This is a genomic window from Streptomyces geranii (assembly GCF_002954775.1).
GTDB lineage: Bacteria > Actinomycetota > Actinomycetes > Streptomycetales > Streptomycetaceae > Streptomyces > Streptomyces geranii.
In genome coordinates this window covers 665,629-687,799 of the sequence record NZ_KZ672952.1, presented here as the reverse complement: position 1 = coordinate 687,799, position 22,171 = coordinate 665,629, and the positions used below count along the sequence as shown (strand labels likewise).

The 22,171-nt window shown below is 70.7% G+C and carries 17 protein-coding genes; 10 read left to right on the top strand and 7 right to left on the bottom strand.

The window, feature by feature from the left end:
* Positions 1-48 precede the first annotated feature (48 nt).
* A complete protein-coding gene (locus CW359_RS02865; RefSeq protein WP_105968064.1) occupies positions 49-1,176 on the top strand; it encodes an NAD(P)H-dependent flavin oxidoreductase in 1,128 nt (375 codons plus the stop codon).
* Positions 1,173-2,723 carry an acyl-CoA synthetase gene (locus CW359_RS02860; protein ID WP_105968063.1) on the top strand — a complete coding sequence of 517 codons (1,551 nt, stop codon included), beginning with the start codon at positions 1,173-1,175 and terminating at the stop codon, positions 2,721-2,723. Before CW359_RS02865 ends, CW359_RS02860 begins: the two co-directional genes overlap by 4 nt.
* Positions 2,724-2,798: 75 nt before the next feature.
* Here the strand turns inward: CW359_RS02860 and CW359_RS02855 are convergent, their stop codons facing one another.
* Positions 2,799-5,252 (bottom strand): penicillin acylase family protein, encoded by a 2,454-nt coding sequence (locus tag CW359_RS02855; protein ID WP_105968062.1) that lies wholly within the window; start codon positions 5,250-5,252, stop codon positions 2,799-2,801.
* 124 nt (positions 5,253-5,376) lie between these two features.
* Between CW359_RS02855 and CW359_RS02850 the strand changes: the two genes are divergently transcribed.
* Positions 5,377-6,876 (top strand): acyl-CoA synthetase, encoded by a 1,500-nt coding sequence (locus CW359_RS02850; RefSeq protein WP_105968061.1) that lies wholly within the window; start codon positions 5,377-5,379, stop codon positions 6,874-6,876.
* Between the two features lie 45 nt (positions 6,877-6,921).
* Here the strand turns inward: CW359_RS02850 and CW359_RS02845 are convergent, their stop codons facing one another.
* The 4 genes from CW359_RS02845 to CW359_RS02830 form a co-directional block, all read right to left on the bottom strand.
* Positions 6,922-7,488, bottom strand: a complete 567-nt coding sequence (locus tag CW359_RS02845) for a cysteine hydrolase family protein (RefSeq protein WP_105968060.1) — start codon at positions 7,486-7,488, stop codon at positions 6,922-6,924.
* Positions 7,489-7,619: 131 nt separating this feature from the next.
* The gene (paaK, locus tag CW359_RS02840; RefSeq protein WP_105968059.1) at positions 7,620-8,933 is read right to left on the bottom strand and encodes a phenylacetate--CoA ligase PaaK; all 1,314 of its coding nucleotides are present in this window, start codon (positions 8,931-8,933) and stop codon (positions 7,620-7,622) included.
* 90 nt (positions 8,934-9,023) lie between these two features.
* Complete coding sequence (locus tag CW359_RS02835) at positions 9,024-10,904, bottom strand: alkaline phosphatase family protein (RefSeq protein ID WP_105968058.1); 1,881 nt, start codon at positions 10,902-10,904, stop codon at positions 9,024-9,026.
* Between the two features lie 136 nt (positions 10,905-11,040).
* Positions 11,041-12,660 (bottom strand): acyl-CoA synthetase, encoded by a 1,620-nt coding sequence (locus CW359_RS02830; protein WP_105968057.1) that lies wholly within the window; start codon positions 12,658-12,660, stop codon positions 11,041-11,043.
* Positions 12,661-12,855: 195 nt separating this feature from the next.
* Here CW359_RS02830 and CW359_RS02825 point away from each other — a divergent pair, with 195 nt between their 5' ends.
* The 7 genes from CW359_RS02825 to CW359_RS02795 all read left to right on the top strand — a co-directional run bounded on the left by CW359_RS02825 (position 12,856) and on the right by CW359_RS02795 (position 18,522).
* Entirely contained in the window at positions 12,856-13,656 is an 801-nt protein-coding gene (locus CW359_RS02825; protein WP_105968056.1) for a crotonase/enoyl-CoA hydratase family protein, read from the top strand.
* A 19-nt stretch (positions 13,657-13,675) separates the two neighbouring features.
* Positions 13,676-14,623 carry a Zn-ribbon domain-containing OB-fold protein gene (locus CW359_RS02820; RefSeq protein WP_105968055.1) on the top strand — a complete coding sequence of 316 codons (948 nt, stop codon included), beginning with the start codon at positions 13,676-13,678 and terminating at the stop codon, positions 14,621-14,623.
* Between the two features lie 11 nt (positions 14,624-14,634).
* Complete coding sequence (locus CW359_RS02815) at positions 14,635-15,693, top strand: thiolase domain-containing protein (protein ID WP_105968054.1); 1,059 nt, start codon at positions 14,635-14,637, stop codon at positions 15,691-15,693.
* Positions 15,683-16,849: a thiolase domain-containing protein gene (locus CW359_RS02810; RefSeq protein ID WP_105968053.1), complete on the top strand. Its 1,167-nt coding sequence runs from the start codon at positions 15,683-15,685 to the stop codon at positions 16,847-16,849. The genes CW359_RS02815 and CW359_RS02810 overlap by 11 nt, the downstream gene beginning before the upstream one ends.
* A gap of 84 nt (positions 16,850-16,933) precedes the next feature.
* On the top strand, positions 16,934-17,176 hold the full coding sequence (locus tag CW359_RS02805) for a DUF397 domain-containing protein (RefSeq protein ID WP_055523791.1): 243 nt from the start codon (positions 16,934-16,936) through the stop codon (positions 17,174-17,176).
* A gap of 219 nt (positions 17,177-17,395) precedes the next feature.
* Positions 17,396-17,974 carry a CGNR zinc finger domain-containing protein gene (locus CW359_RS02800; RefSeq protein ID WP_105968052.1) on the top strand — a complete coding sequence of 193 codons (579 nt, stop codon included), beginning with the start codon at positions 17,396-17,398 and terminating at the stop codon, positions 17,972-17,974.
* Positions 17,975-18,024: 50 nt separating this feature from the next.
* Complete coding sequence (locus tag CW359_RS02795) at positions 18,025-18,522, top strand: hypothetical protein (RefSeq protein ID WP_105968051.1); 498 nt, start codon at positions 18,025-18,027, stop codon at positions 18,520-18,522.
* A gap of 99 nt (positions 18,523-18,621) precedes the next feature.
* Here the strand turns inward: CW359_RS02795 and CW359_RS02790 are convergent, their stop codons facing one another.
* On the bottom strand, positions 18,622-20,601 hold the full coding sequence (locus tag CW359_RS02790) for an N-acetylmuramoyl-L-alanine amidase (protein ID WP_105968050.1): 1,980 nt from the start codon (positions 20,599-20,601) through the stop codon (positions 18,622-18,624).
* Between the two features lie 222 nt (positions 20,602-20,823).
* Positions 20,824-21,969, bottom strand: a complete 1,146-nt coding sequence (locus CW359_RS02785) for an aminoglycoside phosphotransferase family protein (protein ID WP_105968049.1) — start codon at positions 21,967-21,969, stop codon at positions 20,824-20,826.
* Between the last annotated feature and the right edge of the window lie 202 nt (positions 21,970-22,171).

Genomic DNA, 22,171 nt, shown 5'->3' with positions numbered 1-22,171 from the left:
ATCAGAAAAGGTCTTCCCTCGTCCGGAGGACTGCGGCATCCTGCGGCCATGCAGACGGAGCTGAGCAAAAAACTGGGAGTCGAGCACGCCGTCTTCGGCTTCACGCCGTTTCCCGCCGTCGCCGCGGCCATCAGTCGGGCCGGCGGGTTCGGCGTGCTCGGCGCGGTCCGCTACACGGCGCCGGACGACCTCAAACGCGACCTTGACTGGATCGAGGACCATGTCGACGGCCGCCCGTACGGGCTGGACGTCGTCATGCCGGCCAGGAAGGTCGAGGGGGTCACCGAGGCCGAGGTCGAGGCGATGATCCCCGAGGGGCACCGCCAGTACGTCCGGGACACCCTGGCCAAGTACGGCGTGCCGGAGCTGGCCGAGGGGGAGGCGTCCGGGTGGCGTATCACGGGGTGGATGGAGCAGGTCGCGCGCAGCCAGCTCGACGTGGCCTTCGACTACCCGATCAAGCTGCTCGCCAACGCCCTGGGGTCGCCGCCCGCCGATGTCGTGGCCCGCGCCCATGACCAGGGAGTGCTGGTCGCGGCCCTCGCGGGCAGCGCCCGGCACGCGCGCAAGCACGCCGAGGGCGGGATCGACATCGTCGTCGCACAGGGCTACGAGGCGGGCGGCCACACCGGCGAGATCGCCTCCATGGTGCTGACCCCGGAAGTCGTCGACGCCGTCGGTCCGCTGCCGGTGCTCGCGGCGGGCGGGATCGGCAGCGGACGGCAGGTGGCCGCCGCGCTGGCCCTCGGCGCCCAGGGGGTCTGGCTGGGCTCCATGTGGCTGACCGTGACCGAGGCCGACATGCACTCGACCGCGCTCACGCGGAAGCTGCTGGCGGCAGGCTCGGGCGACACCGTCCGCTCCCGCGCCCTCACCGGCAAGCCCGCGCGTCAGCTGCGTACCGACTGGACCGACGCCTGGGACTCCGCCGACGGGCCCGGGACGCTGCCGATGCCGCTGCAGGGCCTGCTCGTGGCCGAGGCCGTCTCGCGCATCCAGAAGTACGAGGTCGAGCCGCTGCTCGGCACCCCGGTCGGGCAGATCGTCGGCCGGATGAACAGTGAACGGAGCGTTCAGGCCGTCTTCGACGAGCTGACCAGCGGCTTCGAGGAGGCTGTGAACCGAATCAACAGGATCGCGGGACGGAACACCGACGGAAGGGGTGAACAGTCGTGAGCGAGGTTCACAACGGTTTCTGGGCACAGGCCACCGCCGACCCGGAACGCCCGGTCCTCATCGCGCCCGACGGCGAGCAGTGGACCGCCGGACGGCTGCACGCCGCCACCAACCAGCTCGTCCACGGGCTGCGCGCCGCCGGACTCGACCGCGGTGACGCCTTCGCCGTGGTCCTGCCCAACGGCGTCGAGTTCTTCGTGGCGTATCTCGCCGCCTCCCAGGCCGGGTTCTATCTCGTCCCCGTCAACCACCACCTCGTCGGACCCGAGATCGCCTGGATCGTCTCCGACTCCGGCGCCAAGGTGCTCATCGCGCACGAGCGGTTCGCCGACGCGGCCCGCGCCGCCGCCGACGAGGCAGACCTCCCGGCCGAGGCACGGTACGCGGTCGGCGAGGTCGACGGATTCCGGCCGTACGCCGAACTCCTCGACGGACAGCCCGAGTCGGCGCCCGGCGACCGCACCCTCGGCTGGGTCATGAACTACACCTCGGGCACCACCGGCCGCCCGCGCGGCATCCGGCGCCCGCTGCCCGGCAAGCCGCCCGAGGAGGCGTACCTCGGCGGCTTCCTCGGCATCTTCGGCATCAAGCCGGGCGCCGGGAACGTCCACCTCGTCTGCTCGCCGCTCTACCACACGGCCGTACTCCAGTTCGCGGGCGCGTCCCTGCACATCGGGCACCGGCTGGTGCTGATGGACAAGTGGACGCCAGAGGAGATGCTCCGCGCCATCGACGCCCACGGCTGCACCCACACCCACATGGTCCCGACCCAGTTCCACCGGCTGCTGGCCCTGCCGGAGGAGGTGCGGCGGGCGTACGACGTGGCGTCCATGCGGCACGCCATCCATGGCGCCGCGCCCTGCCCCGACCATGTGAAGCGGGCGATGATCGACTGGTGGGGCGACTGCGTCGAGGAGTACTACGCGGCCAGTGAGGGCGGCGGTGCGTTCGCGACCGCCGAGGACTGGCTGAAGAAGCCCGGCACGGTCGGCAAGGCCTGGCCCATCAGCGAACTCGCGATCTTCGACGACGACGGCAACCGGCTGCCGCCCGGCGAACTGGGCACCGTCTACATGAAGATGAGCACCGGCGGCTTCGCCTACCACAAGGACGAGGGCAAGACCCGGAGCAACCGCATCGGCGACTTCTTCACCGTCGGTGACCTCGGCGTGCTCGACGAGGACGGCTATCTCTTCCTCCGGGACCGCAAGATCGACATGATCATCTCGGGTGGCGTCAACATCTACCCCGCCGAGATCGAGGGCGCCCTGCTCGCCCACCCGGCCGTCGCCGACGCAGCCGCCTTCGGCATCCCGCACGACGACTGGGGCGAGGAGGTCAAGGCGGTCGTGGAACCGGCGCCCGGACACCTGCCAGGCCCCGATCTGGCCGCCGAGATCCTCGCCCACTGCGGGCGTCAACTCGCCGGGTACAAGCGGCCGAAGAGCGTCGACTTCATCGAGGCGATGCCGCGCGACCCCAACGGCAAGCTGTACAAGCGGCGGCTGCGCGACCCGTACTGGGAGGGCCGGACGCGCCCCGTGTGAGCCGACGGTGTGAAGCAGGATGTGGTCCCGCCCCGCAGTCGGGCGGGACCACATCCTTGGTTCAGCGCAAGTAGGTCAGCCGTGCACCCGGATCACCCGCAGCGCGGGCGACGACAGGATGTCCTTCTCGCAGAAGCGCGCGCGGACCCACTTCTCGGCCGAGAACAGCCGCGTCTGGTCCGCGAAGTGCGGTGACTTCGCATTCGACGACTGGGAGTACGTCAGCAGCGTGCGGGCCACCGGACAGCCGCTGTCGTTCCAGCCCACGGCCTGGATGTGGCTGGACCCGAACGCGGTGTCCCGGTACCCGCCGTTCGCCGTGTCCCACACGGGCTCGATCTTGTTCCAGACGCCCAGGGACTCGGTGCCGCCGCCGACGGGCAGCCGCTGCCCCTGCCGTACGACGTACTGGTGGTCACCGAGCCGGGCGTTCAGCGGGATGCCCGCCGTGCGCAGCTCCGTCACCGCGTCCGCGAGGGCCCTGGTGAAGCCCGGCGCCTCGGTGTTGAGCGTGTTGGGCGTGCCCACCGGGTCGGCCGCCGAGAACGGCACCTTCCAGCGCTGCGCGGCCGGCACGGCGGCGAGCAGCTTGCGCCAGAACCGGTCGAAGAGCAGTGCGCCGCGGCTGTCGCTGTTCATGGTGCGGTCCCAGGACGCCAGCACACCGCAGGCCTCGCCGACGTCGACCGCCGTGCCGTCAGTGCCCGTTGCCGTTCCGCCCGGCAGCGCCGCACAGGCCCGGGACGCGTCGGCCGCGGCCAGCGCACCCGACGTCGAGCGGTTCGCCAACTGCTGTTTCTGCAGATCCGCGACCGTCAGCCCGCCCTTGGCGGCCAGCGCCGCCACGTCGGCCACGGCACCGCGCGTACGCGGCGAGGCCATCGTGCGCACCGGGCCGAAGATCCGCTCGTACCCGGTGATCGGCCGGTCCAGGTTGGTCAGCCACGCACTGTCGTTCGAGTTCTCGACATACGGGGCGTCCCGCAGCGTGGGCATCCGCGCGGGCCCGAATATCCCGGGCGCCACCGCGTCCGGGTCGTCGCCGATCGCGCAGTCGGCGCGTGAGCCGTCGAGGACCGCGACGCCCGACGCCGGGTAGGTGACCCTGCCGAGCGGGGTCGAGCAGGCCGCCGCCAACTCGTCGGTGATCCGGGGCAGCACCTGCGACTGGGCGAACAGCGAGTGCCCCGAGGAGTCCGCGGCGACGGTGTTCACCCAGGGGATGCCCTGGTGCTCGTCGAGGGACTTGACGACGTCGCCGGTGCCGCGCGCCTTGCTGAAGCCGAGCGAAGTGTCGTAGAAGCGCAGGTTGGCCGCGTTCGGGTCGTTGAGGGCGTACGCCGTCGTCGTGGTCCAGGGCAGCGGGAGGCCGGCGCTGGGGGAGAGGACCACGGGGCCGTAGCGGGTCCACCACTGGGTGCGGGTCACCGGCTCTCCGCCCTTCACGGGGACGGTCACCGACCGCTTGACCATCCGCTCCGGCTTCCCGTCGACCAGGTACGCCGTCGGGTCGGCGGGGTCCAGCTTCAGCTGGTGCAGGCTGAGCGGCACACCGGTGGCGACGGTGTGGCTCCACGCCACGTTCGCGTTGTACCCGATGGAGATCGTCGGCGAGCCGAGCAACGACCCGCCCGCGACGTTCAGTTCACCCGGGATCGTCTGCTGGGACTGCCAGAACCGGCGTCCGCCCTGCCACGGGTAGTGCGGGTTGCCGAGCAGCAGACCGCGCCCGTCGGCCGTCGTACTGCCGTTGAACGCCACGGCGTTGGAGCCCATGTCGGAGATGTCGAACAGCTCGCGCGCGCCCTTGGCGGCGGCGGAGGAGTTCGGAAGGGCGGAGTCGGTGATCGCAGTGGTGGAAGAGGTCGAGGTATTCGTGGGTGTGGTGGCGGGCGGCTGCGCGGTGGTGATCTCGTCCACCAGGCCGCCCTGGCCGCCGAGCACCGTGAGCGCGTACGCGCGGGTGGCGACGTCGAGCCCGGTCACCGGTCTGACCCAGGCCGCGCCCGCGCACGCCGGGTCCTTCACCCGGTTCTGCTTCAGCCAGGCGTTGTAGCCGGCGGCCCAGCCGTTCATCAGGTCCTTGACGGCCTTGCTCGGGCCCTGTGGCGCGGGCTGGGCGAGCAGCCGCTCGACCGTGCGGTCGCCGCGAACCCCACGGAAGTAAAGGTCGCTTGAGAGATTGTTCGAAGCATCGGAGAGCGAGAGGTCGGTCGTGGCGTCCGGCCCGAAGTAGCGCGAGCGGTCGCCGCGCAGGGTCGTGAAACCGTCGGCGAGCACGCACACCTGGTCGGCGGCCTGTGCCCAGCCGTTGCCGAAGCCGAGGTTCGCGTAGTCCTTCGCGACGATGTGCGGAATGCCGTACTCGGTATAGCGGATCACGGCCGACAGACCGCCCTGGGACGGGTGTTGCCGTGACTCCGCCGACGCTTCCGACGGTCGGTTCTGTGCCGTGGCGGCGGGCAGGGCCGTCGTGGCGGTGAGTAACGCGACGGCGGTGACGACGAGCCGTCTTGTGCGGGTGCGCATCGTGCCTCCCAAGATCGTTTGGGGAAAGGGCGGTTGAGCGTACCAACGGGTATGTGCGCAATGTGTGCGCCGAACGCCTTGCGAGCTTGACCTCCTTCGCGGGCCGGAACCAGGATCACGGGTTATGACGCAGCAATACGGGAGCACGGTTGACGGGGTACTGCGACGCAGCGCCCGACGGGTTCCGGCGCGCGTCGCGGTCGAGTACCGCGAGCGTGCCTGGACATACGAGAAGTTGGAAGACGCGGTCTCGCGCGCGGCGGCCGTCCTGCTCGCCGAGGGCGTGACCGCCGGTGACCGGGTCGCCGCCTACGGCCACAACTCGGACGCCTATCTGATCGCCTTCCTCGCCTGCGCCCGCGCCGGACTCGTGCACGTCCCGGTCAACCAGAACCTGACCGGCGACGACCTCGCCTACATCGTCGGCCAGTCCGGCAGCACCCTGGTCCTCGCCGACCCGGACCTCGCCGACCGGCTCCCCGACGGCGTACGGACCCTGCCGCTCCGGGACGCCGACGACTCGCTCCTCGCCCGCCTCGCCGACACCGCCCCCTACGAGGGCCCCGAGTCGCGCACCGAGGATCTGGTGCAGCTGCTCTACACGTCCGGGACCACCGCCCTGCCCAAGGGCGCGATGATGACCCACCGCTCGCTGGTCCACTCGTACCTCAGCGCCATCGCGGCCCTGGACCTGAGCGCCGGCGACCTGCCCGTGCACTCGCTGCCCCTCTACCACGCGGCCCAACTGCACGTGTTCCTGCTGCCCTATCTCGCGGTCGGCGCGACGAACGTCATCCTCGACGCACCCGACGGCGACGCGATCCTCGACCTCGTCGAGGCCGGTGCGGCGGACAGCCTGTTCGCGCCGCCGACCGTGTGGATCGGCCTCGCCAACCGCCCCGACTTCGCGACCCGCGAGCTGAGCGGACTGCGCAAGGCGTTCTACGGGGCGTCGATCATGCCGGTCCCGGTCCTGGAGCGGCTGCGCGAGCGGCTCCCGAAACTCGCCTTCTACAACTGCTTCGGCCAGAGCGAGATCGGCCCCCTCTCGATGGTTCTCGGGCCCTCCGAACACAAGGGCCGACTGGATTCCTGCGGGCGCCCGGTGCTGTTCGTGGACGCCCGGGTGGTCGACGAGGACGGCCAGGACGTGCCCGACGGCACCCCCGGCGAAGTCGTCTACCGGTCCCCGCAACTGTGCGAGGGCTACTGGGAGAAGCCCGAGGAGACCGGCGCCGCCTTCCGCGACGGCTGGTTCCACTCCGGCGACCTGGTCGTGCGGGACGCCGACGGTTACTACACCGTCGTCGACCGGGTGAAGGACGTCATCAACTCCGGCGGCGTACTGATCGCCTCACGCCAGGTCGAGGACGCCCTGTACACCCATGAGTCGGTCGCCGAGGCGGCCGTCGTCGGCCTCCCCGACGAGCGCTGGATCGAGGCGGTCACCGCGGTCGTCGTCCCGCGCGGAGAGGTGACGGAGGCCGAACTCATCGCCCACGCCCGCGAGAAGCTCGCCCACTTCAAGGCACCGAAGCGGGTCGTCTTCGTGGACGAGCTGCCGCGCAACGCGAGCGGGAAGATCCTGAAGCGGGAACTCAGGGACCGGCTCGCGGGTTCCTGACGGTCACTCCTCTGTCCCGCCCCGACCTCGGCCCTCGTCCTTGACTCAGTCCTTGGCGTCACCCATGAAGGTCAGTTCCGCCGTGCTGACCGTCCCGGCGGTGCGCCCCGGCGCGCTCTGGAACTGCCAGTAGAGGTTGGTGTGCGAGATCACCTGGGCCGGGACCGGTGCGCCGTACTCCGTGAGGTCCTCCGTGGTGTGGGCGTCGCCGACCAGCGTCACGTCGTAACCGCGTACGAAGCCGCCGTGCAGGGTCGCGCGGACGCACGCGTCGGACTGGGCGCCCGTGACGACCAGCCGACCCACCCCGTGCTCGGCGAGAACGGACTCCAGGTCGGTGGCCTCGAAGGAGTCGCCGTACCTCTTGTGGACGAGGGGTTCGGTGTCCCGGCGGACCAGTTCCGGCACGATCTCCCAGGGTTCGCTGCCGGCCTTGAACTCGTCGCTGGAGTGCTGCACCCACACCACGGGCACGTCCTCCTCGCGGGCCTTGTCGACGAGGGTGTTGATGTTCGCGATCACGGCGTCGCGGTTGTGGCCACCGGCCACCACGCCGTTCTGGACGTCGATGACGAGCAGCGCGCTGTTCGGCCTGTCGGGCAGGGTCGTCATGGGGAACCTCTTTGTCTCCTCGGCGCGGATCTTCCTCTCGCCACCCACACTAGAGCGGACCACTGACAACGGCACCTGACCTGCGAGTTTCCTGGCCAGCCGGGATCTCGGCCGGGATCTCAGCCGGGATCTCAGTCGGTCCTGAGGTCAACCACCCGCCTGATCTTGCCCACCGACCGCTCCAGCGACTCCGGCTCGACGATCTCGACCGCCGCCGAGACCCCTACGCCGTCCTTCACCGCCGTCGCGATGGCACGGGCCGCCGCGTCCCTGACCTCAGGAGTGGCCCCGGGACGGGCCTCGGCGCGGACGGTGAGGAGGTCGAGGCGGGACTCGCGGGTGAGACGGAGCTGGAAGTGGGGCGCGACGCCCGGGGTGCGCAGCACGATCTCCTCGATCTGGGTGGGGAAGAGGTTCACCCCGCGCACGATCAGCATGTCGTCGCTGCGCCCGGTGACCTTCTCCATCCGCCGGAAGACCCGTGCCGTACCCGGCAGTAGACGTGTCAGGTCCCGCGTGCGGTAGCGGATCACGGGCATCGCCTCCTTGGTCAATGAGGTGAACACCAGTTCCCCCTTCGCCCCCTCCGGCAGCACCTCGCCCGTGATCGGGTCGACGACCTCCGGGAAGAAGTGGTCCTCCCAGACATGCAGCCCGTCCTTGGTCTCCACGCACTCCTGCGCGACCCCCGGGCCGATCACCTCCGACAGCCCGTATATGTCGACGGCATCGATGGCGAACCGGTCCTCGATCTCCTCGCGCATCCGTTCGGTCCACGGCTCGGCCCCGAAGATGCCCACCCGTAGGGAGGTGCCCCGAGGATCGACGCCCTGCTTCTCGAACTCGTCGAGGATCGTCAGCAGATAGGAGGGGGTCACCATGATGATCCCGGGCTGCAGATCCTGGATCAGCTGCACCTGGCGCGCGGTCATGCCGCCGGACGCGGGGATCACCGTACAGCCGAGCCGTTCGGCGCCGTAGTGCGCGCCGAGACCGCCGGTGAACAGGCCGTATCCGTATGCCACATGGACCGTGTCGCCCGGTCTGCCGCCCGCCGCGCGGATCGAGCGGGCCACCAGGTCGGCCCACAGGGACAGGTCGTTGTCGGTGTAGCCGACGACCGTGGGGCGTCCGGTGGTGCCGCTCGACGCGTGGATGCGGCGGACGCGGTCCCGGGGGACCGCGAACATCCCGTAGGGGTAGGTGTCGCGCAGGTCCGCCTTGGTGGTGAAGGGGAACAGGGCCAGGTCGGCGAGGGAACGGCAGTCTTCGGGGTGGACGCCCGCCTTGTCGAAGGAGTCGCGGTAGAAGGGCACGTTGTCGTAGGCGTACCGCAGTGAGGTCCGCAGCCGCTCCAGCTGGAGGGCCCGCAGGGACTCCGCGTCGAGACGTTCGCCCGCGTCCAGCCACTCCGTCAGGTCTGCCGGGTCCGTCGCGTCCGTCATCGGGCGTCTCCCTCGTGTCGCCGTCCACGGGACCCGCCCCGAGGCTTCCCGGCTCTGGTGGAGCCCTTCCCCGGGGCGGGGCGGCCGACGCTACTTCTTCTGGGGCCCGTACGCCGTCATGAAGCGGTCCCGGAACTGGTCCATGCCCCACTTGGGGGCGTCGGCCGCGGGCTTGAGGCCGTCCGTCCAGCCCCAGCCGGCGACGCGGTCCAGCACCTTCGGGTCGTGGGCGACGATCGTGATCGGCACGTCCTTGTTGGCGCTGCCCCCGGTGACGGTGGGGACGGGCTGGTGGTCGCCCAGCATGACGAGGACGGTGTTGTCGTCGCCGTAGCGCTGGACCCACTGGACCAGGCTGTCCAGGGAGTACTGGATGGCCTTGCGGTACTCGGTCCGTACGCGCTTGGCGCTCTTCCAGACCTCCGTGGGGTTCGTGCCCTCAGCCTTGATCTTGTTGAAGACCGTGCCGTCCCCGAGGTCGTCCCAGTCGATCATGTGGGCGATGGGGGACCAGGGGTTGTGGCTGGAGGCCAGGATGATCTCCGCCATGATCGGGTCACGGTCCTTCTTGCCGTGCTCCAGCTTCTGGAAGGCCTCCAGGGTGAACTGGTCAGGCACCGGCGTCCAGCTGAAGTACGGACCCTGGTAGCCGAGGTGCGTGGAGTCGTAGATGTTGTCGAGGCCGAAGTACGTGCCCTCGGGCCAGGACTTGCGGACACCGGGGACGATGCCGACCGTGCGCCAGGCGCCGGTCTTCTGGAAGTAGCTGGTGAGGGAGGCGCGGTCGCTGGTGGTCACCGTGCGGTACCGCTGCTGGTTCTTGACCCACAGACCGGACAGGAACGTCGTGTGGGCGAGCCAGCTGCCCGCGCCCGTCACCGGTGACGTGAGCCAGCCGCTGCGCGCCGAGAACCCGGCCGACTTGAGCCTGGCGTCGCCCTCCTTGAGCGTCTTGTCGATCTCCGGGGCCATCGTCGGATCGTCGATCGCCACCCGGCCGTAGCTCTCGACGAAGGTGAACAGCACGTCCTTGCCGCGAAGCCCGGTCAGCAGCTGGTCGGACGGGGTGTCGGCGAAGGCGTCGACGCGCAGCTCCTTGTCGAAGACCTCGGCGTCCCCGAGGCCCTCGCGGACGTACTGCACCTTGTTGGAGAGGTACTGGGAGTAGCCCTTGGTCGCGATCGTCACCCCGCCCGGCTGCACGGCCATGGTGAAGCAGACGATCCACGCGGTGCCGAGGACCAGCGTGCCGCGCACGGCCACGGGGCGGTTCCGGGCCATCAGGTCGGCCAGCCGCACCATCGCGAGCGCGCTCAGCACGAGCACCGCGATCACCAGGACGATCACGCCGATCACCACGAGCACCTCGCCCGAGCGGCCCAGCGAGTCCTTGAGGAAGTCCACCCCGTTGCTCAGCAGCACCCAGTCGAAGACCAGGTCGAACGGCCTGGCCAGGGTCTGGTAGAAGCCCATGTCGAGACACTTCAGGACGGTCGACAGCCCGAGGAACGCCCCCAGGACGACCGCCGTGATCCGCCGCGCCCTCGACGGCAGGACGAGCAGCACGGCCGCGAGGAAGATCGCCTCGACGGGCAGCCGGAAGAACGACTGCGGGGTGATCCGGTCGAGACGGTTGGGTATCAGGAGCACGACGAGCACCAGCACCCCGGCCAGGACACTCGTGCCCACGCTCACGCCACGCGCGGTGCGGGGGAAACGACGGCGCCAGCCGAACCAGCCGGGGCGGACGGACGAGTCGGCAGTGCCGTCGCTCGGGTCGGGCTCGTCGGTGGACGCGGGGTCGGATGCCGTCGCTTCGGCGGATTCCTCCGCCTCGGCGGTCGGCGCCGGTTCGGGCTCCTTGACCGCTTCCTCGTGTACGGGAGCGGCCGAGGTGTCCTCGGCCGTGGTCCCGTTCGGTGCGTCCGCGTCCGGCTCCGGGAGTTGACGAGGGGGCGTGAGGTGCGACACCCGAAGTGTCCTTCCGTGCGATGACCGGTGGTGCGTGACGAAGCGGCCCAAACGGCCGACGCCGACACTACCGGTACGGCTCGGATTCACCTTCGGTTCAGGTGCCCGGAATCGTTGACCCGACGTTGAACAAACCCTACTGATCTGCGGCTACGGCCACTTCCCGTGCCCACCGGTAGTCCGCCTTGCCGCTCGGTGACCGCTGGATCGCCTCCGCGATGACGAGTTGCCGGGGGATCTTGTAGCCCGCGAGATGGGTACGGCAGTGCAGCTGTACGTCGGTCAGGGACGGCCGCGTCGCCCCCTCCCGCAACTGCACCACCGCCGCCACATGGTTGCCCCACGTCACGTCAGGGACGCCGGCCACGAGGGCGTCGTACACGTCCGGATGGGACTTGAGCGCCTGCTCGACCTCCTCCGGATACACCTTCTCGCCGCCGGTGTTGATGCACTGCGATCCCCGGCCCAGCACGACGACGACACCCTCCTCGTCCACCGTCGCCATGTCGCCGAGCAGCGCCCACCGCTCGCCGTCCTTCTCGTAGAAGGTCTCCGCCGTCTTGCGCGGGTCGTTGTAGTAGCCGAGCGGTACGTGGCCGCGCTGGGCGATCCGGCCCACCTCGCCCGGGGGAACCGGCTCGTGGGTGGCCGGATCGACCACCTGTGTGCGGGCGTTGACGCGGATGCGGAAGCCGCGCTCGGGGCCCGAGTCCTCGGTTGCCGTCCCGTTGAAGCCGGACTCCGACGACCCGAAGTTGTTGAGCAGCATGACGTTCGGGACCAGTGCCTGGAACTGGGCACGCACCGTCTCCGACATGATCGCGCCGGACGAGGAGACGCTGAACATGGACGAGCAGTCGGTGCCCTTCATGGGCCCGTTGAGCGCGTCGATCAGCGGACGCAGCATGGCATCGCCCACCAGGGAGACGCTGGTGACCTTCTCCCGCTCGATCGTGCGCAGCACCTCCTCCGGCACGAACTTGCGGTGGATCACCACCCGTTGGCCGAAGTTGAAGGCGATGAACGCCGTCAGGGTCGAAGTGCCGTGCATCAGCGGGGGAGTGGGGAAGAAGGTGATCCCGTCGCCGCCAGCCGCGACCCGCTCGGCCAGCTCCTGCGGGGACTTGACCGGCTCACCGGTCGGGGCGCCGCCGCCCAGCCCCGAGAAGAACAGGTCCTCCTGACGCCACATCACCCCCTTGGGCATGCCGGTCGTGCCGCCGGTGTAGATGATGAACTGGTCGTCACCGGAGCGCTCCGGGAAGCCGCGCCCGGGCGACCCGGCGGCCTCGGCGGCGGTGAAGTCCACCGCGTCCAACTCGGGCGCGTCCGGAGCCGGTTCGCCCACCCGGATCAGATGCCGCAGCGCCGTGGCCCGGGGCCGGGCCGCCGCCACCCGCTCGGTGAACTCCGCGTCGAAGACCAGGGCGACGAGGTCGGCGTCCCGGTAGAGGTAAACCAACTCCTCTTCGACGTACCGGTAGTTGACGTTGACCGGCACGATCCGTGCCTTCAGGCACCCCAGCACGGTCTGCAGGTACTCGATCCCGTTGTAGAGATGCAGGCCCACATGCTCGCCCGGACGTATCCCGCTGTCGATCAGATGGTGGGCGATCCGGTTGGCGGCGGCGTCCAACTCCGCGTAGGTCAGCGGCCGTTCCGCGCCCGTGCCCGGATGGTCGAGGTACTTCAGCGCCGCTCGGTCGGGCACCACGTCGACCACCGACTCGAACAGGTCGGCAAGGTTGTACTCCACCGCTCCTCCTGACCCCGGGCACCGCCGCCGGTTGTCGGCTCGCCGGTCATCAGAGCAAAGGGCGCCGCAACTGTGAAGGGGCCGCGCCGAAGAAATCTGACTACCTGTCAGAAAACCCTTGAAGTGCTTCCTCCGCTACTGCAACCTGTTCTCGTTCTTTCACCTGTTCTCGTTCTTTCAGAGGGGAGACGGTCGATGGGTGGCACGGAACACCTGACCGTTCGGCGTGAGAACGCCACACTGGTGCTCACGCTCAACCGGCCGGAGGCCAAGAACGCGCTCTCGCTGCCGATGCTCGTCGGCCTGTACGACGGCTGGGTCGAGGCGGACGCGGACGACTCCGTCCGCTCCGTCGTGCTCACCGGAGCCGGGGGCGCCTTCTGCGCGGGCATGGACCTCAAGGCGCTGGCCGGCGGCGGCATGGAGGGGGAGAAGTACCGCCCCCGCCTCAAGGCCGACCCGGATCTGCACTGGAAGGCGATGCTGCGCCACCACCGCCCCCGCAAACCGGTGATCTCCGCGATCGAGGGGTACTGCGTCGCGGGCGGCACCGAGATCATCCAGGGCACCGACATCCGGGTCGCGGGCGAGTCGGCGACCTTCGGGCTCTTCGAGGTCAAGCGCGGCCTCTTCCCGATCGGCGGCTCCACGGTCCGCCTCCAGCGCCAGATCCCGCGCACCCACGCCCTGGAGATGCTGCTGACCGGCCGCCCGTACAGCGCCCAGGAGGCAGCGGCCATCGGCCTGATCGGACATGTCGTCCCCGACGGCACCGCCCTGGACAAGGCGTTGGAGATCGCCGAACAGATCAACGCCTGCGGCCCGTTGGCGGTGGAGGCGGTGAAGGCGTCCGTCTACGAGACCGCCGAGCTGACCGAGACCGAGGGCCTCGCCGCCGAACTCAAGCGCGGCTGGCCCGTCTTCGACACCGCCGACGCCAAGGAAGGCACCCGTGCCTTCGCCGAGAAGCGCCCGCCCGTCTACAAGCGGGCCTGACCGCGAAGGAGTTCCCGGGATGACCACCGAGATCCTCAAAGCCCCCCTGGTCGTCGAATTCCCCTTCACCCGCTCCCTGGGCCCCGTCCAGAGCGCCTTCCTCACCGGCCTGCGCGAACGGGTCGTCCTCGGCGTCCGCACCACCGACGGCCGCGTCCTCGTCCCGCCCGTCGAGTACGACCCGGTGACCGCCGACGAGTTGCGCGACCTGGTCGAGGTCGCCCCCACCGGCACCGTCACCACCTGGGCCTGGAACCACGCCCCGCGCCGGGGTCAGCCCCTCGACACGCCCTTCGCCTGGGTCCTGGTCCGCCTCGACGGCGCCGACACGGCCCTCCTGCACGTCCTCGACGCCCCCGGCCCCGACGCCGTCCACACCGGCATGCGCGTCCGCGTCCGCTGGGCGCCGGAACGCACCGGCGCCATCACGGACATCGCCTGCTTCGAACCGCACGACAGCCCGAGCGCGGGCGAACCGCCCGCCCACGAAGGCCAGTTCGAGTCGATGGTGACCGGCATCGTCGCCCAGGCCCGCCTTGACTACACCTACTCGCCCGGCCGCGCCCAGACCGCCTACATCACCGCCCTCGCCGACCGCCGGATCGTCGGCGAACGCTGCCCGTCCTGCCGGAAGGTGTACGTCCCGCCGAGGGGCGCCTGCCCGACCTGCGGTGTCGCCACCTCCGAGCAGGTCCGGGTGGGGCCAGGCGGCACGGTCACCACGTTCTGCATCGTCAACATCAAGGCGAAGAACCTCGACATCGAAGTGCCGTACGTCTACGCCCACATCGCCCTCGACGGCGCCGACCTCGCCCTGCACGGCCGGATCGGCGGCATCCCCTACGACCAGGTGCGCATGGGCCTGCGCGTCGAACCGGTGTGGACGGAAGGCGGCGGCTACCCCGACCACTACCGGCCGACCGGCGAACCCGACGCGGACTACGAGACGTTCAAGGAACTGCTGTGAAAGGAACTGTTGTGACCCGCGATATCGCCGTCGTCGCCTTCGCGCAGACCGATCACCGGCGCACCAGCGAGGACCTGTCGGAAGTCGAGATGCTCATGCCGGTCCTGCACGAGGTGCTCGACCGGACCGGGCTGAAGACCAGCGACATCGGCTTCACCTGCTCCGGCTCCTCCGACTACCTGGCCGGCCGCGCCTTCTCCTTCACCCTCGCCCTCGACGGCGTCGGCGCCTGGCCGCCGATCTCCGAGTCGCACGTGGAGATGGACGGGGCCTGGGCGCTGTACGAGGCCTGGACCAAACTCCTGACCGGCGACACCGACACGGCCCTCGTCTACTCGTACGGCAAGTCCTCGCCGGGCTCGGTCCGCGACGTCCTGACCCGGCAGCTCGACCCGTACTACGTGGCGCCGTTGTGGCCGGACTCCGTGGCGCTCGCCGCACTCCAGGCCCAGGCGCTGATCGACGAGGGCTACACCGACGAACCCGCGCTGGCCGCCGTCGCCGCCCGGAGCCGCGCGGACGCCGAGGCCAACTCGCATGCCCAGCTGCGTGGTTCGGTGCCGCAAGGGGACTATCTCGTACGTCCGCTGCGCACCGGGGACTGTCCGCCGATCGGCGACGGGGCCGCCGCGGTGATCCTCGCGGCCGGTGACCGGGCCCGGGAACTGTGCGAGCGGCCCGCCTGGATCCGGGGCATCGACCACCGCATCGAGGCCCACTCCCTCGGCGTACGCGAGCTGACCGACTCGCCCTCGACCCGGCTCGCCGCCGAGAAGGCCGGCGCCTTCGAACGCCCCGTGGACACCGCGGAGTTGCACGCGCCGTTCACCTCGCAGGAGGTGGTGTTGAGGAAAGCACTCCGGCTCGGTGACGACGTCCGGGTGAACCCGTCCGGGGGTGCCCTCGCCGCCAACCCGATCATGGCCGCCGGGCTCATCCGCATCGGCGAGGCCGCCGCCCGTATCCACCGGGGCGAGTCCGACCGGGCCCTCGCCCACGCCACCTCCGGGCCCTGTCTCCAGCAGAACCTGGTCGCCGTACTCGAAGGGGAGCCCCGTCATGCCCAGTGAACACGTGGCGGTCGTCGGGATCGGCCAGACCAGGCACGTAGCGGCCCGCCGGGATGTGTCGATGGCCGGGCTGGTGCGCGAAGCAGCTCAACGGGCCCTCGCGGACGCGGAGTTGACCTGGGCCGACATCGACGCCGTCGTGATCGGCAAGGCGCCCGACTTCTTCGAGGGCGTCATGATGCCGGAGCTGTATCTCGCCGACGCGCTCGGCGCGGTGGGCAAGCCGATGCTGCGCGTGCACACGGCGGGCTCGGTGGGCGGGTCGACGGCGCTGGTGGCCACCAACCTCGTCAGGTCCCGGGTCCACGCCACCGTCCTCACCCTGGCCTACGAGAAGCAGTCCGAGTCGAACGCCATGTGGGGCCTGTCCCTGCCGATCCCCTTCCAGCAGCCGCTGCTGGCCGGGGCGGGCGGCTTCTTCGCCCCGCACGTGCGTGCGTACATGCGACGCAGCGGCGCCCCCGACACGGTCGGCTCGCTGGTCGCGTACAAGGACCGGCGGAACGCGCTCAAGAACCCGTACGCGCATCTGCACGAGCACGACATCACGCTGGAGAAGGTCCAGGCGTCGCCGATGCTGTGGGACCCGATCCGCTACTCCGAGACCTGCCCTTCCTCGGACGGCGCCGTCGCGATGGTCCTCACGGACCGCGCCGGAGCGGCCCGCTCGCCGCGCCGGCCGGCCTGGCTGCACGGCGGCGCGATGCGCAGCGAACCGACACTGTTCGCGGGCAAGGACGCGGTGTCGCCGAAGGCGGGGATGGACTGCGCGGCCGACGTGTACCGGCAGGCCGGGATCGCCGACCCGCGCCGGGACATCGACGCCGTCGAGATGTACGTGCCGTTCTCCTGGTACGAACCCATGTGGCTGGAGAACCTCGGGTTCGCGGCGGAGGGGGAGGGCTGGAAGCTGACGGAGTCCGGGGTCACGGAGCTGGACGGCGATCTCCCCGTCAACATGTCGGGGGGTGTTCTGTCCACCAATCCGATCGGTGCCTCGGGCATGATCCGGTTCGCGGAAGCGGCGCTTCAGGTGCGGGGGCTGGCCGGAGAACACCAGGTGGACGGGGCTCGCCGGGTCCTCGGGCACGCCTACGGCGGCGGCTCCCAGTTCTTTTCCATGTGGCTCGTCGGCAGCGAACCGCCCACCTCCTGAAGCATCCCCCTCACGTGGCCTGTCGGCGGCAGGAAGCGATGGCTAGGCTGGCCCGCGGACGACGAAACCGGGAGGAGCACGGACGTGGCCGAGAGCACGATCCAGGAGCACCCGCTCGCGGGCTGGGACAAGCCGGAGCTGGACCTCAGCAACGCCGACTGGCAGTCGAGCAGCAGTGGGCGCGGGGATGTCCAGATCGCCTTTGTCGAGGGATTCATCGCGATGCGAAACAGTGGCCGCCCGCACAGCCCTTCCCTGATTTTCACGCCCGCGGAGTGGGGCGCGTTCGTGTCGGGGGCACGGGAAGGGGAGTTCGACCTGACCTGAGATCCGGCGTGCCCTGGGATTTCCTCGCCCCCGCCGCCCCTACCCGTCCCATCCCTGGGGGCTGCGCCCCCAGACCCCCGCTAGGGCTGGGTATTCAGCCCCTCCGGCGTTTGAGGAGCGGGGGTTCGGGGGCGGAGCCCCCGAAGGATGGGACGGGTAGGGGCGGCGGGGGCGGAGAAAAGTCGGGTTAATGGGTGGGGTCGGGTTTAGCATTAGTTCATGCGCGACCCGATCCCCAGCGACGCCCAGCTCACCCTGGACCTCGCCCTCACCGACGCCCTCACCGACCCCACCACCCTCACCGCCTGGGTACGCGCCCACCCCGACACCCTGCCCAACACCCCCCGCTTCGTCGCCGACGAGGCCACCCTGACCGCCGTACGAGAACTCCGCGCCGCCGTCCGCACCCTCTTCGCCCGCGCGGTCCGCCCCGGCGAACCGAGCCCGGCCGATGCGGCGCGGCTGCTGCCACTGCCCGAGGCGTTGCGGCGGCTCAATGATGCCGCCGCCCGTACGCCCACCGTGCTCGTGCTCGACTGGGTCGATGGCGCCGAACCCGTCGTGCGTCACCGGGGCGTGCAGGGCGACGGCGAGATCGTGGCCGTGCTCGCGCGGGCCGCCGTCGGGTTTCTCGCCGGTCCCGACCGGGCCCGGCTGCGGGCCTGCCACGCACCCCGCTGCGTGCGTTACTTCCTCAAGGAACACCCACGCCAGGAGTGGTGCAAGCCCTCCTGCGGGAACCGCGCCCGCGTCGCCCGTCATCACGAACGGCACAAGCAGGGTCAAGAGGTCGGTTAGAGGGCCGCCCGAGGGACGTGGGGGTTCGGCAGGACCCGTACCATGGCTGTATGTCGTTCCTCCGCCGCCGCAGCGCCACTCCCGCCGGCCCCGACTTCGATGTTCTGGCCATGGATCCGGGCGACTGGCCCGGCAATCTGGGCGCGGGCCTGCTGCCCGCGCCCGACGGCAGCTGCCAGGGCGTGTTCCTGCGCTACGACCTGTTCGGCGGCCGTGGTCCCGCGATGGTCATCGGCAATCTGCCGGAGGGCTCCCCGGCCCGTGACGTCGCCGAGGACGAGGTCCCGTTCGAGGTGGCCCAGCTGCTGCTGGCCCTGGAGAACGAGGAGGAGGTCACCGTCGTCGGCACCGAGGACGTCCCGGTGATGCAGGGCGACAACCTCCTGATCGTCCGCCGCCTCAAGCTCTCCGAGAGCCGGATCGCCTGCGTGCAGTTCGACCGCAGCGACAACGTCCTCGTGACCATCGCGGCCTGGGACCGTCCCATCACCGACGATCTCTACGCGCTCCTGAAGCCGCTGCCCGCGGAGCTTTTCCAGACCCAGTAGGCCTTAGCAGTCACGTGACGCGCGGGGGGGGGGGGGGGGTGGCCGGGCCCCCCCCCCCCCCCCGCCGCGCGTTCCCGTGTTCCCGCCTTCGTACGTCCCTCAGGCGAACGTCAGACGTACGTCCGCCGCCTTCACGTACGCCACCCGGTGGCCGTACTGGATCTCGTAGTACTGCTCCTTGCCCACCACGACCCGGTGCGACGCCGTGTCGAAGGTGACCGCGTAGTAGTACTCGCCCGGCACCTTGTCCCCGGCCACGTACTTCTGGCCCGCGAGGAGCTTGTACGGCAGCGGTGAGACCGCCTGTGCCGGGACGCCCGCCGGGTAGGCCGAGGCCTCCGGGTACGCCCTGCCGTACACCGGGATCTCCGTCAGACCGTCCTTCGGGGTCACCACCGCGCCGGTCGCGTTCACCGCCGTCGGGTTCGAGGGCGGGTTCTGGAACCAGGCCTTCTGGCCCAGGTACCAGATCGCCGTCCAGTCGCCCCTGCGCTCCGCCACCGCGTACTGCTGGCCGGTGGAGACCCGCGACCCGACGTCGTTGACGCCGGTCGACGAGGTGCCGTCGCCCGAGGGGTGTGTCCCGATGTCCTTGACGAGCGCCGACGTGGTGTCCGGCTGGGAGTACAGGCGTACCTCGCTCGAACCGTGGGCCGCGCACGGCTGGCCCGCCGTGACGCAGCCCGTGTACACCGGGCGGTTCGTCGCGTAGTCCGGGCGGATCGTCACCACACCGCTGTCACCGCCCCGGCGGGCCGTCGGCTCGAACGGGCGGCCGATCAGGGTGAAGTAGTGCTGCCAGTCCCAGTACGGGCCCGGGTCCGTGTGCATCCCGGGGACCGTGGACGTGGTCGGACCCGGCACGTTGTCGTGGCCGAGGATGTGCTGGCGGTCCAGCGGGATGCCGTACTTCGCCGCGAGGTACCGCACCAGCCTGGCCGACGTCCGGTACATCGCCTCCGTGTACCAGGCGTCCGGGTTCGCGAGGAAGCCCTCGTGCTCCAGGCCGATCGACTTGGCGTTGACGTACCAGTTGCCCGCGTGCCAGGCCACGTCCTTCGCCTTCACATGCTGCGCGATGTGCCCGTCCGTCGAGCGCAGCGTGTAGTTCCAGGACACGTAGGTCGGGTCCTGGACCATGTTCAGCACGCCGTCCCAGGCGCCCTCGGTGTCATGGACGACGATGTACCGGATGCTCTGGGAGGCAGGCCGGTTCCCCAGGTCGTGGTTGCCGTAGTCGTTGTCGCCGAACTGCTCGTACGGAGCCGGAATCCACTCGCAGGACACCGTCACCGGGCACTCGGTGCCCTCGGCGGACACCGTCCGCAGCCCCGTCCGCCGCAACTGGCCGGTGTCGGGCGCCAGTTCGGGCCGCGCGGCGAGGGCGACCCGCTGTCCCGCGTCGGTCGTGCGCCGCTCGCCGGTGCGCAGGACGTCGTACACGTCATCGGCGTACGCGGCGGCCGTCGCGGTGTCGTCGGCGCCGGAGAAGCGGGCTACCGCGCCGTACCAGTCCGCCGGGTCGGCGGACAGCGGCTCGGCGAGGTCGCGCTGGGCGGCGGCCAGCAGTGCGGCGCCGCCGGCGATGTTGGCCGCCGGGTCGGTACGGAGCTGCTCGGGCGGGAGGCCGATCAGCTCCGCCGCCTTCGTCAACGTGCGCAGGCGGGGCGGGAGTTCGGACTGCGTCGGCACCTCGGTGGTGGGGTGCAGGGGCGGGCGGGCGCTGTCGCCGCGCGCGTCCTCCGTGCCCTCGCTGTGGTGCGCGGCGGTGGCGAGGGCGGTGCGGGCGTCGGTGAGATGCATCGGGCCGTAGCCGCCGGTGACGCTGGGCGCCCCGGCGTGCGAGTCCCAGCGGGACTGGAGATAGGAGACGGCGAGCAGGACACCCTGCGGCACGTCGTACCGCTCCGCCGCAGTGGCGAAGGCGCTCTGCAGCCGGGTGTCGGGGGCGGCGCTGTTGGCCGGGGCCGCGCCGAGCAGCGGCAGCAGCAGCGCCGCCGAGGCGAGCGCACCGGCGCTTCTGCGCAGCCGTCCGCGCCCTGGATCGGTGGGACAGATGGGGTCGGCTGAACCTCGCAAGGCGGCCTCCTGGGACAGGGGGTGTGGGGGAGCGTGCGGGGCCGATACGTAAACCAGTGCTATCGGTTGCCCGACGATCCGTCAATCATGCCCAGAGGCCGGTGAGTTCCCATGTCAATGAAGGTGCGTGCGGCGTTTCGCGCCCGATCGCGCTTCCCGTCCGCCCACGACGAAGGCCCGCGCCGCGCCCCTGTCCGGGCGCTTCGCGGGCCTTCGTCGTGGTCAGCGGGTGCCGACCGCCGCTCGGACGGCCCGGCGGGCCATCTGGCAGTCGTCGTGCAGCCGCCTCAGCAGCAGGCGCTGTTCCTCGCCGGACGGCACGGCACCCGGGTGGGCCGGGCCCGGTGCCGCCGGGGTCGTCTCGTGCATCGAGCGCTGGACGGCCAGCTCGTACGTACGGATCTCGCGGGTCAGTACGAGCATCAGGTTCACCAGGAAGGCGTCCCGCGCCGCCGGTCCCGACGCCTGGGCGAGCTGGCTGATCTGGCGCCGGGCCACCGGCGCGTCACCGAGGACCGCCCACAGCGTGGCCAGGTCGTACCCCGGCAGATACCAGCCCGCGTGCTCCCAGTCCACCAGCACTGGACCGGCCGGTGAGAGGAGGATGTTGGACAGGAGTGCGTCGCCGTGGCAGAACTGGCCCATGCCCTGGCGGCCGGCCGAGTGCGCGATGCCGTGCACGAGCTTCTGGAGGTCGCCCATGTCCCGGTCGGTGAGCAGACCCAGTTCGTGGAACCGGGAGATGCGGGCCGCGTAGTCCAGCGGGGCGTCGAAGGTGCCCGCCGGGGGACGCCAGGCGTTGAGCCGGCAGATGGCGCCCAGCGCCGCCCGGATGTCGGCGCGGGGCGGTGCCTCGGCCGGATGCCGCTGGAGGGCCGCCACCCGGCCCGGCATCCGCTCGATGACCAGGGTGCAGTTGTCCGGGTCCGCCGCGATCAGCCGGGGCACCCGCACGGGCGGGCGGTGCCGGACGAACGAGCGGTAGGCGGCTATTTCGTGCCGGATGCGTTCGGCCCAGGCCGGGGACTGGTCCAGTAAACACTTCGCGACGGCCGTGCTCCGCCCGGTCGTCCCGACCAGGAGCACCGAGCGTCCGCTGCGGCGCAGCACCTGCACCGGGGCGAACTCCGGGCAGATCCGGTGCACCGACGCGATCGCCGTGCGCAGTTGCGCGCCCTGGGCGCCGGACAGGTCGAGTCTCCCGCTCAGCGGCTGCGTACCGATTCCCGGCAGCCGCCGGGCGCGGGCGGCACCGGCACCGAGTGCGGGGGCCGCCTGCCGCGCGGGGTCGAGGTAGGGGCCGCTGCCACCCGGGCGAGGGTGCAGCAGCCGGGGAGGGGCGGACACGGAGGACGATGCTGCGTACATGGGCGAAACAGATCCCTTCGTGTGCCTGCGTCGGTCGTGCGCCGCCCGGCCCGGCCGCTCCGGTACACCCTGGGGAGTGTTCCTGCCGTAACAGGATGGCGACCGGGTCGGGGTGGCGCATTCCTACCCGACACCCGTTGACCAGTGGCACACCATCTGGCGAGCCCTGGCGAACCCTGGCGAATAGTCGCTCAGCAACTGA

What these genes read in the sequence shown, in the direction of transcription:
- CW359_RS02845 (WP_105968060.1), bottom strand. Translation starts at nt 7,488, where the DNA reads ATGACGACCCTGCCCGACAGGCCGAACAGCGCGCTGCTCGTCATCGAC.
- CW359_RS02865 (WP_105968064.1), top strand. Translation starts at nt 49, where the DNA reads ATGCAGACGGAGCTGAGCAAAAAACTGGGAGTCGAGCACGCCGTCTTC.
- CW359_RS02800 (WP_105968052.1), top strand. Translation starts at nt 17,396, where the DNA reads ATGCGCGACCCGATCCCCAGCGACGCCCAGCTCACCCTGGACCTCGCC.
- CW359_RS02820 (WP_105968055.1), top strand. Translation starts at nt 13,676, where the DNA reads ATGACCACCGAGATCCTCAAAGCCCCCCTGGTCGTCGAATTCCCCTTC.
- CW359_RS02825 (WP_105968056.1), top strand. Translation starts at nt 12,856, where the DNA reads ATGGGTGGCACGGAACACCTGACCGTTCGGCGTGAGAACGCCACACTG.
- CW359_RS02850 (WP_105968061.1), top strand. Translation starts at nt 5,377, where the DNA reads ATGACGCAGCAATACGGGAGCACGGTTGACGGGGTACTGCGACGCAGC.
- paaK (WP_105968059.1), bottom strand. Translation starts at nt 8,933, where the DNA reads ATGACGGACGCGACGGACCCGGCAGACCTGACGGAGTGGCTGGACGCG.
- CW359_RS02855 (WP_105968062.1), bottom strand. Translation starts at nt 5,252, where the DNA reads ATGCGCACCCGCACAAGACGGCTCGTCGTCACCGCCGTCGCGTTACTC.
- CW359_RS02795 (WP_105968051.1), top strand. Translation starts at nt 18,025, where the DNA reads ATGTCGTTCCTCCGCCGCCGCAGCGCCACTCCCGCCGGCCCCGACTTC.
- CW359_RS02810 (WP_105968053.1), top strand. Translation starts at nt 15,683, where the DNA reads ATGCCCAGTGAACACGTGGCGGTCGTCGGGATCGGCCAGACCAGGCAC.
- CW359_RS02785 (WP_105968049.1), bottom strand. Translation starts at nt 21,969, where the DNA reads ATGTACGCAGCATCGTCCTCCGTGTCCGCCCCTCCCCGGCTGCTGCAC.